This window comes from Psychroflexus torquis ATCC 700755 (assembly GCF_000153485.2).
Classification (GTDB): Bacteria; Bacteroidota; Bacteroidia; order Flavobacteriales; family Flavobacteriaceae; genus Psychroflexus; species Psychroflexus torquis.
This window is the reverse complement of sequence record NC_018721.1, coordinates 3,596,009-3,611,496: the sequence shown is the minus strand read 5'-3', so window position 1 is coordinate 3,611,496 and position 15,488 is coordinate 3,596,009. Positions and strand designations below refer to the sequence as shown.

The following is a 15,488-nucleotide window of genomic DNA, read 5'->3' as shown; positions in this document are numbered from 1 at the left end:
TAATGTTTTTAAAATAAACGATAAGCGCCAAATTACGAATTTTTTTTTCGATTACTTTGAAATTTGCTCCAAATCAAGTAAAAAAGCAAAATCTTTAGAAAGTTCTCTTAAAGCCTCAAATCGGCCAGAGGCTCCACCGTGTCCTGCATCCATATTCGTATCTAAATACAATTTGTTTTGATCGGTTTTAAGTTCTCTTAATTTTGCCACCCATTTGGCAGGTTCCCAATATTGCACTTGAGAATCGTAAAGCCCTGTAGTCACTAACATGTTTGGATATTCTTTAGCTTCAACATTATCATAAGGTGAGTAGGTCTTAATGTACTTATAATACTCTTCTTCATTAGGATTTCCCCACTCATCATATTCACCAGTTGTTAAAGGAATGCTCTCATCTAGCATTGTGGTAACGACATCTACGAAAGGCACTGCCGCTATGACTCCGTTATAAAGTTCTGGAGACATATTGATAACTGCTCCCATTAGAAGTCCGCCTGCAGATCCTCCCATAGCATATAAATGCTCTGGTAAAGTGTACTTCTGGTCTATTAGATACTCAGATACGTCAATAAAGTCTGTAAATGTATTTTTCTTGTGAAAAAGCTTCCCTTTCTCATACCAATCTCTTCCTAAATATTCGCCACCTCTCACATGAGCAATGGCGTAAATAAAGCCTCTATCTAAGAGGGAAAGTCTAGTTGTGGAAAAGTAAGGATCCATTGTCGCTCCATAACTTCCATATCCATATTGAAGAAGGGGATTATTTCCATCTCTTTTAATACCTTTTTTATACACTAAAGAGACGGGGATTTCTGTACCATCTTTTGCAGTTGCCCAAATTCTCTCCGACATATAATTATCCTTATCAAAACTCGGATCTTGAACTTGTTGTTCTTTAAGAACTTTTTCAGTTTTATCGACCATATCAAATTCAATAACCGACGCTGGCGTCGTTAGAGAATTAAAGGAGTATCTCAACTTATTGGTATCAAAATCAACATTAGTCGTCGTAATTGCTGAGTAAGTTTCACTTGTAAAGGGCAAATAATAATCATCGCTTTCATTCCAACTTTGTACATGAATTCTACTCAAACCATTATAACGCTCACTGGTTACCAAGAAATTATTAAAAATATCAACTCCTTCAAGCAAAATATCCTTTCGGTGAGGTATTACTTCTTCCCAATCAGATTCTGACGTTGACCCAATAGAGGTTTTCATCAGTTTAAAGTTTTGAGCTTCATCCTTATTGGTGAGGATGAAAAAATCATCTTTATAATGAGCTAAATCATACTCTAAACCCCTTCTCCTTTCAGAAAACAATTTAAAGTCAGCGTCTGGTGTGTTAGCATTGAGAATTTGATATTCATCAGACATCGTACTAGATGACCCAATGATAATGTAATCTCTAGATTTTGTTTTGTAGACGTACACATTAAAGGTCTCATCGCCTTCTTCAAAAATAATGACATCGTCTTCTGCAGAATTATCAAGCTTATGTTTAAAAATCTGATTAGATCTTAATGTTTGCTCTTCTTTTCTAGTGTAAAAAAGAGTTTTATTATCATTAGCCCAAGTAGATCCCCCTGTAGTCATTTCAATCTTTTCTGGAAATAATTCACCTGTCTCTAAGTTTTTAATTTGGATCGTATATTTTCTTCGACTCACCGTATCTATTCCAAAAGAGGCATATTTATTATCTGGACTTATACTTATACCCCCTAGACTAAAGTAAGCATGGTCTTCCGCCATTTTATTACAGTCGAACATGATTTCTTCTTCGGCTTCCAAAGATCCTTTCCTTCGGGTATAAATAGGGTAATCTTTACCTGTCTCATAACGAACTTGATACCAATACCCGTTCAATTTGTAAGGTACAGAAGAATCATCTTCCTTAATTCTTGCTTTCATCTCTTCAAAGAGATCGGTTTGAAAAGCTTTGGTATGTGCAGTAGATTCTTGGTAATAGTCATTTTCTGAATTAAGATAGTCAATGATTTTAGGGTCTTCTCTATCATTCATCCAATAATAATTATCAACTCTATCATCATTATGAATAGAAAGAGTTTTTGGTTGCTTTTCAGCAGTAGGAGCTTTTGTATCTGTTTTCAATATGTCGGAATTATCTTTTTTACAAGATGCAACAAATATAAAGCTTAGAGCTAGAAATGGGAGGAAGTGTTTCATAAGTCTGAAATTTTTTATTAATCTTTCACAACGTTTAATAATGATACAATATACTGAATTTGTTTTTTACTTTTAAATTAAAATTATGTTTGGAGATATGATGGGTATGATGAATAAAATCAAAGAAACCCAAGCAAAATTAGAGCAAACTAAAAAGCGACTAGATACCGTCATGCTTGCAGAAAAGAGCAATGATGACTTATTGAAGGTAACTATTACTGCCAATAGAGAACTAAAATCTATTGAAATAGATGATGAACTATTAAAAGATAAAAAACAGCTTGAAGATTATTTAATCTTAACACTTAACAAAGCCATCCAAAAAGCTAGTGATGTAAATGATACTGAGGTTTCTGCTGTTGCTAAAGAAGGAATGCCTGACATCCCAGGGTTAACGAGTTAGAAATATAAAAACTATCTCAAAATTAAAAAGCTAAAAAGGAGTAGCTGATATCCTCTTTCAGCTTTTTTTAATCATGCGAGCAAAAAATAATTTAAATTCTTTCACGACACTTAAAAGCCAAATTAGTTTAACTATTATTTGACATAAACCACTTTCCGGTTAATGAATTCCATCATTCCATCTTTTGCTAGTTCTCTTCCATATCCTGACTTTTTGGTCCCACCAAAAGGTAACCTTGGGTCAGATTTTACCAATTCGTTAATGAACAGTGCAGCATCGCTTACCTTACTAACATACTCTTGCGCCTTTAAAGTATCTTTTGTAAACAAACTGACGCCAAGTCCAAATTGAGACTCTTCAGACAACTCAAAAGCCTCTTCTATTGTTTTTACTTTTATCATGGCTGCCAAGGGTCCAAAAGTTTCTTCCCTAAAAGCTGGCATGTCACGAGTGACTTGGCCAAGTACGGTCGGTTCATGAAAACACTTATTTTGATGTCCGCCTAGTAGTAATTTTGCACCTTGTTTTATGGATTCCTTAACTTGTCGTTGTAGTTCATCCGCCAGATCTTTTCTAGCCAAAGGCCCAACTTGTGTATCGTCTAAAATTGGATCTCCAACTTTTAGTCGACGCGCTGCTTCAGTGAATTTCAATACAAATTCCTCATAAACGCAGTCTTGAATAATAAAACGTTTAGCGGCAATGCAGCTTTGACCACTATTAAGCATTCTAGCCTTAACAGCTGTTTTAACTGCCAAATCTAGATCGGCATCCTCTAGGACAATAAAAGAATTACTCCCCCCTAGCTCTAGCAAACTTTTTTTAAGGTGTTTACCTGCGATTTGAGCAACTGCTGAACCTGCTTTCTCACTACCGGTTAAAGTGATTGCTCCTACCCCATCGTGAGATATTATTTTTTCGGTGACATCATGACCTACAATTAAGCTTTGAAATACTCCTTTTGGAAATCCAGCCTTTGTAAAAACGCCTTCTATTTTTTGAGCACACCCAAACACATTGGAAGCATGTTTCAATAGACCTGTGTTCCCTGAAGTTAAGGTAGGTGCTGCAAATCTAAAAACTTGCCAAAATGGAAAATTCCAAGGCATAACGGCAAAAATAGTTCCCATAGGATCATGACGCACAAAACTGGTTGAAGCCTCAGTTTTTATATGTTCATCAGAAAGGAATTCTTGGGCATGTTCTGCATAATAATGGCAGACCCAAGCACATTTTTCAATTTCTGATTTTGCTTCTGATATTGGTTTACCCATTTCTAAAGTTATCATTTGAGCATATTCATCCCTATTATCTCTTAAAACATCACCTGCTTTTTTAATGAGCTTCATTCTATATGATAAGGGTTTTTGACTCCATTCTTTAAATGCTGAACTAGAATCACTTAATTTTTGATTTAATTCTTCTGAAGTAAGAGCTGAATATTCTCCTACTTCTTCATCGTTATAGGGGTTGGTGCTTTTAAATATCATTGGTACATGCGATTTGTGATCTTCATTAAAATTAAATTTTTCTCAAACTTAAATGTTGTCTTCCAAGAATCATATTCTACAATTGAACAAACTTCAGATAAAAAATGCTCAGTTATCTCTTCTGGAGTCTATTCATTTTATAGAAGGTTTTGAATAAGTGACCTTATTAGATGTAAAACCTTGAAACGGTAAAGCAAAAATTTACTACGTTTTTTAAGTTGTAGAAACTAAATATAGTCCTTATATTCTTGGAAAAAATCAAAACTTTGATTCCTTTTTTTACCGCGCCAGTATAGATCTATTTGACCTGTTTTGATAGGTATCCAGCTGTAAATAAAGTACCAAACCCTTCTTAAAATTCATTATATAATGGTTTTCAAATAAAAAAATTACTAAACCAGAAGCTGAAAGACCCTCTTCTTTTAAAAGATTTTTTAGAAATAAGGAACGTTCTATATTTTATTGTTTTGCCCAATGCTTGTTCAGTTTTTCAATATCCAAGGTATTATACATATTCATCCACTCTAAACTATAAGAAACAAAAAGAGGGGCATCAGCAAGTAAAAAATAGCATGGTTAATAATTGAGCTTACTTCAGTCACTCTGGTATTGAATTCTCCAAAATAAATTTAGCCGTTGTTTTAATCTATAAGAAAACAAAGCTCGAAATAACCCTTATAGCCTTCCTCTCTCAAATGGTTTCCAAAAAGTTGAATAAATAATTCTACTGCCTTTTTCCTTAATTCTAGAGTAAACGCATCAGAATAGATTTCGTTACCACACCAGCTTACTTCATAAGATGTTAATTGTTTGAAACCAACTAGCTCCAACATTTGTGGCGCTAGTTGGTTCCGTGTGTGGTCACACAAGCTCCATTAGCCGTTCATCGACAGCAAATATGCTTTATTATTTTCACTTCTTTCTCATCTTCAATTTCATCTACATCCTCCAGATAATCTTCTCTATTGGAAATAAAAAAGTCGTGTGACCCAGATCTCCAAAAAGAGATGGTATAACCGATTATGTTCCAGGTCTTTAGAAACTTCAAAAGAAATGTTTGTAATTATTCACTTCATAAAGTGCGAAATGAATACAAGCTAGTCCTGCTTTTTCTACAATTCTAAATGATTCAAAATACCCCCAGCAAAATCCATCAATTCATTACCGTCTACATCTGTAATAATTGCACCCTTTGCATGTTTAGCAGTAGCTGTATTAAACACGCCAAAACTGTTAGCAACTGCATTTTTTCTCCTGTCATGGAGCTCTTGAGATTGGTTTTTTTTTGCTTGATCATGTCTGAAAAAAGTTATCTTAAGAGTGTTAGGGAATACAAAAATAGAGAAAGAAATGTGATATCAAAAACAAGATGAAACCCTATAATCTACCAGAAAATAATTATGCATAAACTAAAATTACAAATGTTAAATATTTTATTTTTACAAAACAATTTTTCGGAAATAGATGAAGAGTATAAAATCAAAAAGACAAAATTTACCAGAAAATTATGCTCATAATATACACTAGATCCGATTTCAATATATTGATCACATATAAAATAAGATATTAGGTTTCAGTTTATAAATCAAAAACTATATTTGCCATTAATAATTGACCATTGAATGAAATTCAATCCTTTACTAACTGTCTTACTTATTATCACTTATGTCTTGTATTAGCATGAAGCGATTAACCTACTTAGCTGAAGACAAAAATAATCAAGTAGATAATTTGATTTCTTTTCAAAAAACACAAAGATCTTATAGAGTGGGAATTAGCGATTTGTTAAATGTAAGAGTAAAAGCTTTGAACCAAGAATCAGCAAGTATGTTTCACCCTATTGGTAATTCAGAAAAATCGATGGAAACCCCAGAAGAAGTAATTTATTTTGATAGATTCCTTGAAGACAGACATGGTGAAATAAGGTTGAAAACTCACACCTCGTAAACCGTTACATTCAGAGTAAGCATAAGTGTGGAAAAAGCAAAAACGATTATTTTGAAATGAAAAACTTACAATAAAAGGCTAAATTAAGAATTACTAAATATATTTAAATTATTGATAAAAAACTAATTATGAGTTATCCAAAAATTGCAATTATTGGCTTAGGATATGTAGGACTCCCCCTAGCTGTGGCTTTTGCTAAAAAATATCCTGTGGTGGGTTTTGATATAAATCAATCTCGAGTAGATGAATTAAATAGCGGCACCGATCATACCTTAGAAGTTTCAGATAAGGATTTAAAGGAGGCGCTAACTAACAACGATTCTCCTGTCATGAAGTTGTCTACAGAGTCGAATGACATGAAAGAAGCGACCATATTTATTGTAACTGTGCCCACTCCAACAGACAAAAACAGGCAACCAGTTTTAACCCCTTTAATAAAAGCCAGCGAAACCATTGGGGGCATTCTTAAAGATGGTGATATTGTTATTTATGAGTCTACAGTATATCCGGGAGTAACGGAGGAAGTCTGCGTTCCTGTTTTGGAACAATTTTCTGGTAAGACCTTCAACAAAGACTTTTTTGCAGGCTATTCTCCTGAAAGAATTAATCCAGGAGATAAAGAACATACAATTACTACTATACTGAAGGTCACCTCAGGGTCTACTCCAGAAATTGCAAAAAGAGTAGACGATTTATATGCTTCGATTATTACAGCAGGAACTCATTTAGCCACTAGCATAAAAGTAGCGGAAGCTGCCAAAGTGATTGAAAATTCGCAAAGAGACATCAATATTGCTTTTGTAAACGAATTGTCGAAAATTTTTAGACTACTGGATATAGATACTAACGATGTGCTAGAGGCTGCAGCGACCAAATGGAACTTTATAAAGTTTTCTCCTGGTTTAGTAGGTGGACATTGTATAGGTGTAGATCCATATTATCTAGCTCAAAAGGCTTTGGAAGTAGGCTATAATCCTGAAATTATTTTATCTGGTCGTCGAATAAACGATGGGATGGGGAAATATGTAGCCAGTGAGGTTATAAAATTAATGCTCAATAAAGAAACAAAAATAAAAAACGGAAAGGCTTTAGTATTAGGCGTCACCTTTAAGGAGAACTGCCCAGATACTCGTAATACCAAAGCAATTGACGTGATAGAAGAATTGAAAAAATACAATATGGATGTAGACGTTTGTGACCCTTGGGCTGATAAACAAGAGGTGAAGACTTTATTTGATATTGACTTATTGAGGTGTGAAGATCTCAAATTAACCTATGACACTATAATCTTAGCTGTATCTCACAATGAGTTTTTAAACTTAGATTTTGAGGCTTTAAAAAATGAAAATGCAGTTATTTTTGATGTGAAATCTTTTTTACCAACCGATAAAATTGACGGCCGATTATGATGTACAAAACAGAATACCATACACAAGATTTATCTAAGTTTCGATTTTTAGTGACTGGGGGAGCTGGATTTATAGGTTCTAATATCGTTGAATACCTATTGAAATTTGGAGCAAAACACGTCCGAGTTTTAGACAATTTATCTAATGGCTACAGAACCAACATCAAAGAATTTGAATCAGAATCTAACTTTGAATTTTTAGAAGGTGATATCAGAAAAATTGAGGATTGTGAGCAAGCTGTTGAAGATATCGATATAGTTCTTCATCAAGCTGCTTTAGGATCTGTACCGAGATCTATAGATGATCCCATTTTAAGTAACTCTGTGAATGTCTCTGGATTTTTAAATATGCTGGTCGCTTGTAAAAATTCTAAAACTGTAAAACGTTTTGTTTATGCGGCTTCAAGCTCAACTTACGGCGATAGTCCTACTTTACCCAAAGTTGAAAACACTATAGGTAAGCCTTTGTCCCCTTATGCTGTGACCAAATATGTCAATGAACTATATGCCGATGTGTTTGCTAAAACCTACGGACTTGAAGTTATTGGCCTCCGGTATTTCAACGTTTTCGGACCTAAACAAAGTCCAGAAGGCGCCTATGCTGCTGTCATTCCTTTATTTATGCAATCGTTAAAAGACCAAAATTCACCAACCATGAACGGTGATGGTGAGCAAACCAGAGATTTTACGTTTGTAGAAAATGCAGTACAAGCCAACATAAAAGCCTCCTTTGCAGATAAGAAAGCAACCAATGAAGTTTACAATGTAGCTTGTGGCGACCGCATCAGCTTAAATCTGCTTTGGTCGGCTTTAGAAAAAGCGTCTGGTAGTTCTTTAAAAGCAATCTATGGTCCACCAAGACAAGGCGATGTAAAAGATTCTTTAGCTGATATAAATAAAGCAAAAGAATTAATAGGATATGAGCCTAAATTTAATGTAGAAGAAGGACTAAAAATAACGTGGGACCACTTCAACAAGGACTAAGTCAAGTTAAGTTTAAAACATCGGAGAAATGAATTTGTACCAAATTAGACCTATAATGACGCAATAAATCGTTTTTTTTTCGCCTGCTTTTCATCAAAAATAATTACCGTAGCTAAGGCTATGCTAGTTATTTTTTGATTTCAATCAATCAAAAAACTTGTGCTGAGCTACGTCGTAGTATAATTCAATTTATTCATACGGCATTATAAATATAATTTGGTATTATACCAATTTGATGTTCAAAAGTGAGATACCCACCGTTTGTTTTTCTTAGAGAGTTTTGAAAATAATTTTGCATAAAAAAACCTGCCATCTCTGGCAGGTTTGACTTAATCAAAACAAAATTAATCAATATTAAAACTTTAAGTTGATCGCAAGATTAAACTCATCATAAATAGTTTTGTCACCTAAGTTGTCAAAGAAGGTTCCTGAACCATATCTCACGTTGTATTTAGTTCTATCAATAGTAAGATTTGTAGTTGCTGAATTTTCAGTCATAGTTAAATCAAACGCGATTGGATTATTATTTCCTTTAATAGTAAGATCTCCTGAAACACCATATACATCGCCTTTTTTGGCTACTGTCGTAATGACAAATTTTGCAGTTTCATGAGTTTCTACACCAAAAAAATCATCTGATTTAAGATGTCCCATCAGTTTTTCTCTACTGTCTCCTTCTAAGTCAGTAACGTCAATAGAGGTCATATCAGCAGTAAATTCACCACCGATTAATTTTCCATCCTCCATCAAGAAAAAACCGTCTTTCAAATTGATAGTTCCCGAGTGAGAACCCGTTAATTTTTCTCCCTCCCATAGGATAGTACTTTCTTTGACATCCACTTGTTTCTTTTCAACCGTGTTGGTAAAAGCGACCAAGCCTAAGATAATTGTTGTGGCTAAAGCGCCTTTTAAAACATTCATTTTCATAATTTTAAATTTAGGGTTTGTGTTAATATTAAATTCTAGTAAATAATTCTTCTTTAGATTTTCTTACTTTTAAAGCATCTTTCAACTGATCGGTTTCACTTCTATAACCAACAGTTGCTAAAGTAACTGATTTAAGGTTTTTGGATTTTAGATCCAATAGTTCATCAAATTCAGCTGAATTAAATCCTTCCATTGGGCAAACATCTATTTTAAGGTCTGCAGCCGCAGAAAGCAAATTTCCCAAGGCGATGTAAACCTGGCGAGATGCCCAGTTGTGTTTAGCCTCTTCAGTAAATGTCAACACAGAATTTTGAATCATTTCTTTTAGATCCTGAAAGTCTTCTACTGGTTTATTTCTAGTTTCGCTATTATTTTTAATAAACTCTTCAAGATAGTGTTCATCAACATTGGTGTTAAAAGCAAAAACCAACAAACAGGAAGAATCCGTAATTTGAGGTTGACCAAATGCTGCTGGTTTTAACTTAGCCCTAACTTTAGGATCTTCTATCACCATCACCTCATAAGGTTGTAATCCATAAGAAGATGCAGACAAACGAATAGCTTCTAACAAGGTTTCCAAATCGTCTTTAGACACTTGTTTTTCGGGATTAAAATTTTTTGTAGCATACCGCCAATGTAAATTCTCAATGTATTTATTCATATATTAATTTCTTAGTTTGTTTAATAATAAGTTCAGATTTCTTAATTCTTTAGAAGACAAATTGTCTATAATATTCATCTCAGCATTATCGACCGCAGTATTAATAATACTTAAGTTTTCAATCCCTTGAGAAGTAATCGTTATGTCTACTTTTCGCCGGTTTGTTTCGCATTGCTCTCTTTCTACGAAACCTTTTTTTATTAATTTATCTACTAGACGAGTGGTATTACTCATTTTATTAATCATTCTATCTTGAATAGTTTGAAGAGAACTTGGCTTGCCTTTCATACCTTTTAATATTCTTAAGACATTAAATTGTTGTGTAGAGATATCAAATGGTTTTAAAGCAAAAGTGATTTCATCAGTTACCCAGCTTCCTGTAAAAAGAAGATTAAGTAAGGCTCGCTTAGATTCTGGTGGCTCTTTTGAAATTTTCAACTCTTTTTCGATAATCATGTTGTAACAATATTTGTACATACAAATGTAAGACTCCTCATGAAAGGAAAAAATTAATTCTTTGTTAAATTACCAATAAATTTTATGAGTGTAAATTTTAAACGATTTTAAGCTGTAGTCACATTAGCTGTTAGGAATAATGTATTTTTACAACTTAAGATAAAATTTAATCATGGAAAATTTAAATGAAAAAAAATGGTATGAAGGTCTTAAAGCCTCTTCCAATTCAGAAATAATTGATGTAAGAACTCCAGATGAATTTGACGACGGTTATATTGAAGGAGCTCGCTTACTGAATATCCAAGACTCTAGTAAGTTTATGGCAGAGGTCGAAAAACTTGAGAAAGACAAGGACTACTATGTCTATTGCAGATCTGGAAGACGGAGTGAAATGGCTTGCCAAATCATGGAAAAAGCTGGTGTAGAAAATGCTTATAATTTACAAGGTGGAATATTGGATTGGACAGGTAATTTGAAAAAATAGCATGAAATTTCTCACACTTTTAGCTGTTATTTTTCTTTTCGCTTCCTCATGTCAATCTCCATATGAATCTAGTCCTACATTGGTATCTTCTGAAGAAATGAAAAAGTTAATGGAAATGGATACTATACAATTGATTGATGTTAGATCTTTAAAGGAATTTAGGGAAGGGCATCTTAAAGGTGCACAAAATCTTATTTATGATAATGATTTTGCTCATAAAATAAGCCAACTTGATAAATCAAAACCTGTGGCGGTCTATTGTAAAACTGGAAGACAATCTGAAGAATGTTCCACTATTTTAAAGAAAGCAGGATTTAAAAAAGTTTACGACTTAAAAGGAGGTTTAAGCCAGTGGGAATTTAAAGAAGAACTCGTTACAGATAGTTTACCCTAGAAAATGTAAGTTGTAACTTATATAAACAGGGATTATTCATCAGAAAAAAATATATTTGCATTGACTATTTAATCGAGCCATATGAAATTTATTATCTCTAGTACATATATGTTGAAAAACCTTCAGACTCTTGGAGGTGTGATCAACAACAATAATACGATGCCTATTTTGGATAATTTCTTATTCGAATTGGATCATAATTCCCTAAAGATATCAGCTTCAGATCTAGAAACCACTATGTGTTCTGCCTTAGATGTAGAATCTAGTGACCAAGGTAAAATTGCTGTTCCTGCTAGGTTATTGCTAGATACGCTTAAATCGTTTCCAGAACAGCCACTAACCTTTCACAAACTGGACAATCATACTATTGAAATAAGTTCTGAACAAGGAAAGTATGCTTTAGCCTATGCGAATGCAGAAGACTTTCCTTCTCCTGTGAGTATTGAGGATCCTAGTCAAACTATTTTGGTTGGTGATATTTTAGCGACAGCTATTAACAAAACTATTTTTGCTACAGGAAATGATGATTTAAGACCAGTGATGAACGGTGTCTTTTTCAGATTTACACCAGAAGCTTTAATTTTTGTAGGTACAGATGCTCATAAGCTTGTAAAATATTCTAGAACAGATATAAAAGCAGACAAGCCAGCCGAGTTTATCATGCCTAAGAAACCTTTAAACCTTTTGAAAGGTGTACTTTTAGGGAGTGAAGAGGATGTTCAAATAGAATTTAATGAATCTAATGCAAAATTCAGTTTTGAAAATTTAGAGTTAACCTGTCGATTGGTTGATGGCAAATATCCCAATTATGAAGCCGTCATCCCACAGGAAAACCCAAACACGTTAACTATAGATCGCTCTTTATTTTTAAGTTCTGTGAGAAGAGTTTCGATTTTCTCTAATAAAACCACTCATCAAATCCGCTTAAAAATAGCAGGAGCAGAATTAAATATTTCTGCAGAAGATCTAGATTATTCTAATAAAGCAGAAGAGCGCTTAACTTGTGATTACCAAGGAGATGACTTAACGATTGGATTTAATTCTAAGTTTCTAACAGAAATGTTGAATAACTTAAATTCGGAGGATATCAAAATAAAAATGAGTTTACCAAACAGAGCTGGAATTTTAACTCCGGTAGATGGCTTGGAAGAAGGCGAACACATCACCATGCTTGTCATGCCAGTTATGCTAGGGAATCAATAATTAATTCCATCATTTTATAAAATAACAAAAGCCTCCAAATTGGAGGCTTTTGTTATTCAAACAAACAAAAACCTATTTTTTTAATACAGAGAAATTTTGTATTTACGAAGACTTATTTATGACAGTTCTATTAATTGAAAAACTTAATGCTAAAAGGGTAATACGTCGGTTCACCATTATTTGCTTTTATAGCATTTATGATAGGAAAAATTATAGTTAGCAAGGCAACAATGGCTATAGTAATAAATCCAATTATGATGAACATAAGTGGAATAGATATGAGGCTCAAAATAATCATTGTCAACTGAAAATTTAAGATATCTTTCCCTTGCTGGTCCATATGCTCTACCTTATCTTTTTGGGTCAGCCAAATCACTAAAGGAACAATAAATCCACCAAAACCTGTAATGAGGTTGAGTAATTGCGAAAGGTGTGTAAACAATAAGAGTTGTCTATCCTCTCTTAATAATGGGTCTTGATATGCTTCCATGGATCATTGTTTTAGTATAAGACTGCTTCTTTTCAAATTCGTTACAAATTTTAACAAGTAAATCTTAAGATACAAATCATCAAGGTCTTAATTCTAAATCAAATTATATGTTTATTAAAGAAACAGACTGTAGATTTGCATCATGATAAATAATGATACCATAATTGCTCTAGCAACTGCTTCTGGAAATGGGGCTATAGCAGTGATTCGTGTGAGCGGAAACGAAGCCTTGGAGTTATGCTCTCCTCTATTTGAAGCTAAAAGTGGAATTTCCATCTTAGACCAAAAAAGTCATACGTTGCAACTGGGGACTATCCAAGACGGGCAACGCATATTAGATGAAGTTTTAGTGAGCGTTTTTAGAGGTTATAAGTCATATACTGGTGAACCCACTGTTGAAATTTCTTGTCACGGGAGCTCTTTTATTCAAAAGGAAATCATTCAATTATTAATTAAAAAAGGATGCCGAACCGCGCAGCCTGGAGAATTTACATTAAGAGCCTTCTTAAATGGTAAAATGGACTTGAGTCAGGCTGAAGCAGTGGCCGATTTGGTCTCTAGCGATAATGCTGCAAGTCACCAGCTAGCTATGCAACAAATGCGTGGTGGATTTACAAACCAAATTCAAGAACTCCGACAAGAACTCTTAGATTTTGCTTCTTTAATGGAACTTGAGCTCGATTTTTCTGAAGAAGATGTTGAATTTGCCAACCGCGAGCAATTTCAAGCTTTGGTCCTAAAAATACAGAAAGTTTTATCACGGCTTATCGATTCATTTGCTGTGGGAAACGTCATTAAAAATGGTATCCCAGTTGCTATTGTTGGTGAACCTAATGTGGGCAAATCTACTTTATTGAATGCCTTGCTCAATGAAGAACGAGCAATTGTAAGTGAAATTGCTGGTACTACTCGAGATACCATAGAAGATGAGATTTCTATGGGAGGTATAGGTTTTAGATTTATAGATACCGCTGGCATTCGTGAAACACAAGACACTATTGAAGGACTGGGTATACAGCGAACCTTCGAAAAAATTAAACAGTCCCAAGTCATTATTAAGTTGATAGACAGCCCCAAACTTTTTGATGACCAGCAAAAGTTAAGAACAACCGAATGGAAACGCATTAAAGCAGATATACATCAGTTGGAAACCGACTTTCCAGAACGTTCTTTCCTCCTACTGGCAAATAAAGCCGACCTGCTTTCCCCAGAGAATAAAGATTTATTAACCAAAGAATTTGAGGATCTACTTTTTATTTCAGCCAAGGATAAAACGGGCATAGAAGAAATCCAAACTCGATTACTCAGCTTTGTAGATGATGGAGCGTTAAGGAATAATGATACCATTGTGACCAACTCAAGACATTACAATGCTTTGTTATTGGCTTTGGAAGAGATCAATAAAGTTCAAGAAGGACTTAATGAGAACTTAACCACAGACTTACTTGCGATAGATATAAGACAGGCTTTATACCATTTTGGAGAGATTACAGGAGAAGTCACCAATGATGAATTGCTTGGGAATATATTCGCTAATTTCTGTATTGGAAAGTAAAATTTGATATTGAAATATTTTTTAAGGAAAAACTTTGTGTGAGAAATTATTAAAAATAGCGTTAATATATAACAAAAATCATCAATCAAAAGCTTGTTTTAATCACAGTTCATTCTGAAGAAGGTATCTCAGGCTACTCCCTGTCATTCTGAAGGAACCTTTTTCAGCGACTGAATAATCTCTTTTTATCGAAAGTACATAGATTCCTCGTCGAAAACAAAAACTTCTCTGTCGGAATGACATTGAGATTCCTCTTATTGTCGGAATGACAAGATGCTGCTGTCATTCTGAAGGAGCTTTTCGCAACTGAAGAATCTTAACTGTCGAAAGCACATAGATTCCTCGTCGAAGCAAAAAAGCTTCTCTGTCGGAATGACATTGAGATTCCTCTTATCATCGGAATGACAAGACGCTGTTGTCATTCTGAAAGAGCCTTTTTGGTGACTGAAGAATCTTAGCTGTCGAAAACACATAGATTCCTCGTCGAAGCAAAAAACTTCTCTGACGGAATGACAAGACGCTGCTGTCATTCTGAAGGAGCCTTTTCAGCGACTGAAGAATCTCTTTTTATCGAAAGCACATAGATTCCTCGTCGAAGCAAAAAACTTCTCTGACGGAATGACAAGACGCTGCTGTCATTCTGAAGGAGCCTTTTCAGCGACTGAATAATCTCTTTTTATCGAAAGTACATAGATTCCTCGTCGAAGACAAAACTTCTCTGTCGGAATGATATTGAGATTCCTCGTCGAAGCAAAAGGACTTCTCTGTCGGAATGACAACACGTTACTGTCATTCTGAAGGAGCCTTTTTCAGCGACTGAATAATCTCTTTTTATCGAAAGTACATAGATTCCTCGTCGAAGACAAAAACTTCTCTGTCGGAATGACATTAAGATTCCT

Annotated in this window: 16 protein-coding genes; 8 read left to right on the top strand and 8 right to left on the bottom strand. The window is 34.3% G+C overall.

Going from position 1 to position 15,488, the window contains the following annotated elements; genetic code table 11:
- Window positions 1–51: 51 nt before the first annotated feature.
- Complete coding sequence (locus P700755_RS15550) at window positions 52–2,187, bottom strand: S9 family peptidase (RefSeq protein ID WP_015025593.1); 2,136 nt, start codon at window positions 2,185–2,187, stop codon at window positions 52–54.
- An 85-nt stretch (window positions 2,188–2,272) separates the two neighbouring features.
- Between P700755_RS15550 and P700755_RS15545 the strand changes: the two genes are divergently transcribed.
- The gene (locus tag P700755_RS15545) at window positions 2,273–2,590 is read left to right on the top strand and encodes a YbaB/EbfC family nucleoid-associated protein (protein WP_015025592.1); all 318 of its coding nucleotides are present in this window, start codon (window positions 2,273–2,275) and stop codon (window positions 2,588–2,590) included.
- 134 nt (window positions 2,591–2,724) lie between these two features.
- On the opposite strand, the gene P700755_RS15540 is transcribed toward P700755_RS15545, so the two are convergent.
- The 3 genes from P700755_RS15540 to P700755_RS20120 all read right to left on the bottom strand — a co-directional run bounded on the left by P700755_RS15540 (window position 2,725) and on the right by P700755_RS20120 (window position 5,128).
- Window positions 2,725–4,080: an NAD-dependent succinate-semialdehyde dehydrogenase gene (locus tag P700755_RS15540; protein ID WP_015025591.1), complete on the bottom strand. Its 1,356-nt coding sequence runs from the start codon at window positions 4,078–4,080 to the stop codon at window positions 2,725–2,727.
- 641 nt (window positions 4,081–4,721) lie between these two features.
- Window positions 4,722–4,913 carry a hypothetical protein gene (locus P700755_RS20320; protein ID WP_041758441.1) on the bottom strand — a complete coding sequence of 64 codons (192 nt, stop codon included), beginning with the start codon at window positions 4,911–4,913 and terminating at the stop codon, window positions 4,722–4,724.
- Window positions 4,914–4,963: 50 nt separating this feature from the next.
- On the bottom strand, window positions 4,964–5,128 hold the full coding sequence (locus P700755_RS20120) for a hypothetical protein (RefSeq protein WP_157609317.1): 165 nt from the start codon (window positions 5,126–5,128) through the stop codon (window positions 4,964–4,966).
- Window positions 5,129–5,745: 617 nt separating this feature from the next.
- On the opposite strand from P700755_RS20120, the gene P700755_RS15530 reads away from it, so the two are divergent.
- The 3 genes from P700755_RS15530 (at window position 5,746) to P700755_RS15520 (ending at window position 8,419) form a co-directional block, all read left to right on the top strand.
- Window positions 5,746–6,027: a hypothetical protein gene (locus P700755_RS15530; RefSeq protein ID WP_157609316.1), complete on the top strand. Its 282-nt coding sequence runs from the start codon at window positions 5,746–5,748 to the stop codon at window positions 6,025–6,027.
- 128 nt (window positions 6,028–6,155) lie between these two features.
- A complete protein-coding gene (locus tag P700755_RS15525; RefSeq protein WP_015025590.1) occupies window positions 6,156–7,436 on the top strand; it encodes a nucleotide sugar dehydrogenase in 1,281 nt (426 codons plus the stop codon).
- Window positions 7,436–8,419 (top strand): SDR family oxidoreductase, encoded by a 984-nt coding sequence (locus P700755_RS15520; protein WP_041758440.1) that lies wholly within the window; start codon window positions 7,436–7,438, stop codon window positions 8,417–8,419. Before P700755_RS15525 ends, P700755_RS15520 begins: the two co-directional genes overlap by 1 nt.
- A 354-nt stretch (window positions 8,420–8,773) precedes the next feature.
- On the opposite strand, the gene P700755_RS15515 is transcribed toward P700755_RS15520, so the two are convergent.
- Genes P700755_RS15515 through P700755_RS15505 form a run of 3 tightly spaced genes read right to left on the bottom strand, consistent with a single transcriptional unit; the run spans window position 8,774 to window position 10,463 of the window.
- The gene (locus tag P700755_RS15515; RefSeq protein WP_041758439.1) at window positions 8,774–9,346 is read right to left on the bottom strand and encodes a YceI family protein; all 573 of its coding nucleotides are present in this window, start codon (window positions 9,344–9,346) and stop codon (window positions 8,774–8,776) included.
- 28 nt (window positions 9,347–9,374) lie between these two features.
- Window positions 9,375–10,007, bottom strand: a complete 633-nt coding sequence (locus tag P700755_RS15510; RefSeq protein ID WP_015025586.1) for an NAD(P)H-dependent oxidoreductase — start codon at window positions 10,005–10,007, stop codon at window positions 9,375–9,377.
- Between the two features lie 3 nt (window positions 10,008–10,010).
- Window positions 10,011–10,463 (bottom strand): MarR family winged helix-turn-helix transcriptional regulator, encoded by a 453-nt coding sequence (locus P700755_RS15505; protein ID WP_015025585.1) that lies wholly within the window; start codon window positions 10,461–10,463, stop codon window positions 10,011–10,013.
- A gap of 172 nt (window positions 10,464–10,635) precedes the next feature.
- On the opposite strand from P700755_RS15505, the gene P700755_RS15500 reads away from it, so the two are divergent.
- The 3 genes from P700755_RS15500 to dnaN all read left to right on the top strand — a co-directional run bounded on the left by P700755_RS15500 (window position 10,636) and on the right by dnaN (window position 12,544).
- Window positions 10,636–10,947: a rhodanese-like domain-containing protein gene (locus tag P700755_RS15500; RefSeq protein WP_015025584.1), complete on the top strand. Its 312-nt coding sequence runs from the start codon at window positions 10,636–10,638 to the stop codon at window positions 10,945–10,947.
- Window position 10,948: 1 nt separating this feature from the next.
- Window positions 10,949–11,341 carry a rhodanese-like domain-containing protein gene (locus P700755_RS15495; RefSeq protein ID WP_015025583.1) on the top strand — a complete coding sequence of 131 codons (393 nt, stop codon included), beginning with the start codon at window positions 10,949–10,951 and terminating at the stop codon, window positions 11,339–11,341.
- A gap of 81 nt (window positions 11,342–11,422) precedes the next feature.
- Window positions 11,423–12,544, top strand: coding sequence for a DNA polymerase III subunit beta (dnaN, locus tag P700755_RS15490; RefSeq protein WP_015025582.1), 1,122 nt, complete (start codon window positions 11,423–11,425; stop codon window positions 12,542–12,544).
- Between the two features lie 130 nt (window positions 12,545–12,674).
- On the opposite strand, the gene P700755_RS15485 is transcribed toward dnaN, so the two are convergent.
- Window positions 12,675–13,034 (bottom strand): DUF4870 domain-containing protein, encoded by a 360-nt coding sequence (locus P700755_RS15485; protein ID WP_015025581.1) that lies wholly within the window; start codon window positions 13,032–13,034, stop codon window positions 12,675–12,677.
- 142 nt (window positions 13,035–13,176) lie between these two features.
- Here P700755_RS15485 and mnmE point away from each other — a divergent pair, with 142 nt between their 5' ends.
- Window positions 13,177–14,589 (top strand): tRNA uridine-5-carboxymethylaminomethyl(34) synthesis GTPase MnmE, encoded by a 1,413-nt coding sequence (mnmE, locus tag P700755_RS15480; protein WP_015025580.1) that lies wholly within the window; start codon window positions 13,177–13,179, stop codon window positions 14,587–14,589.
- Window positions 14,590–15,488: the final 899 nt, after the last annotated feature.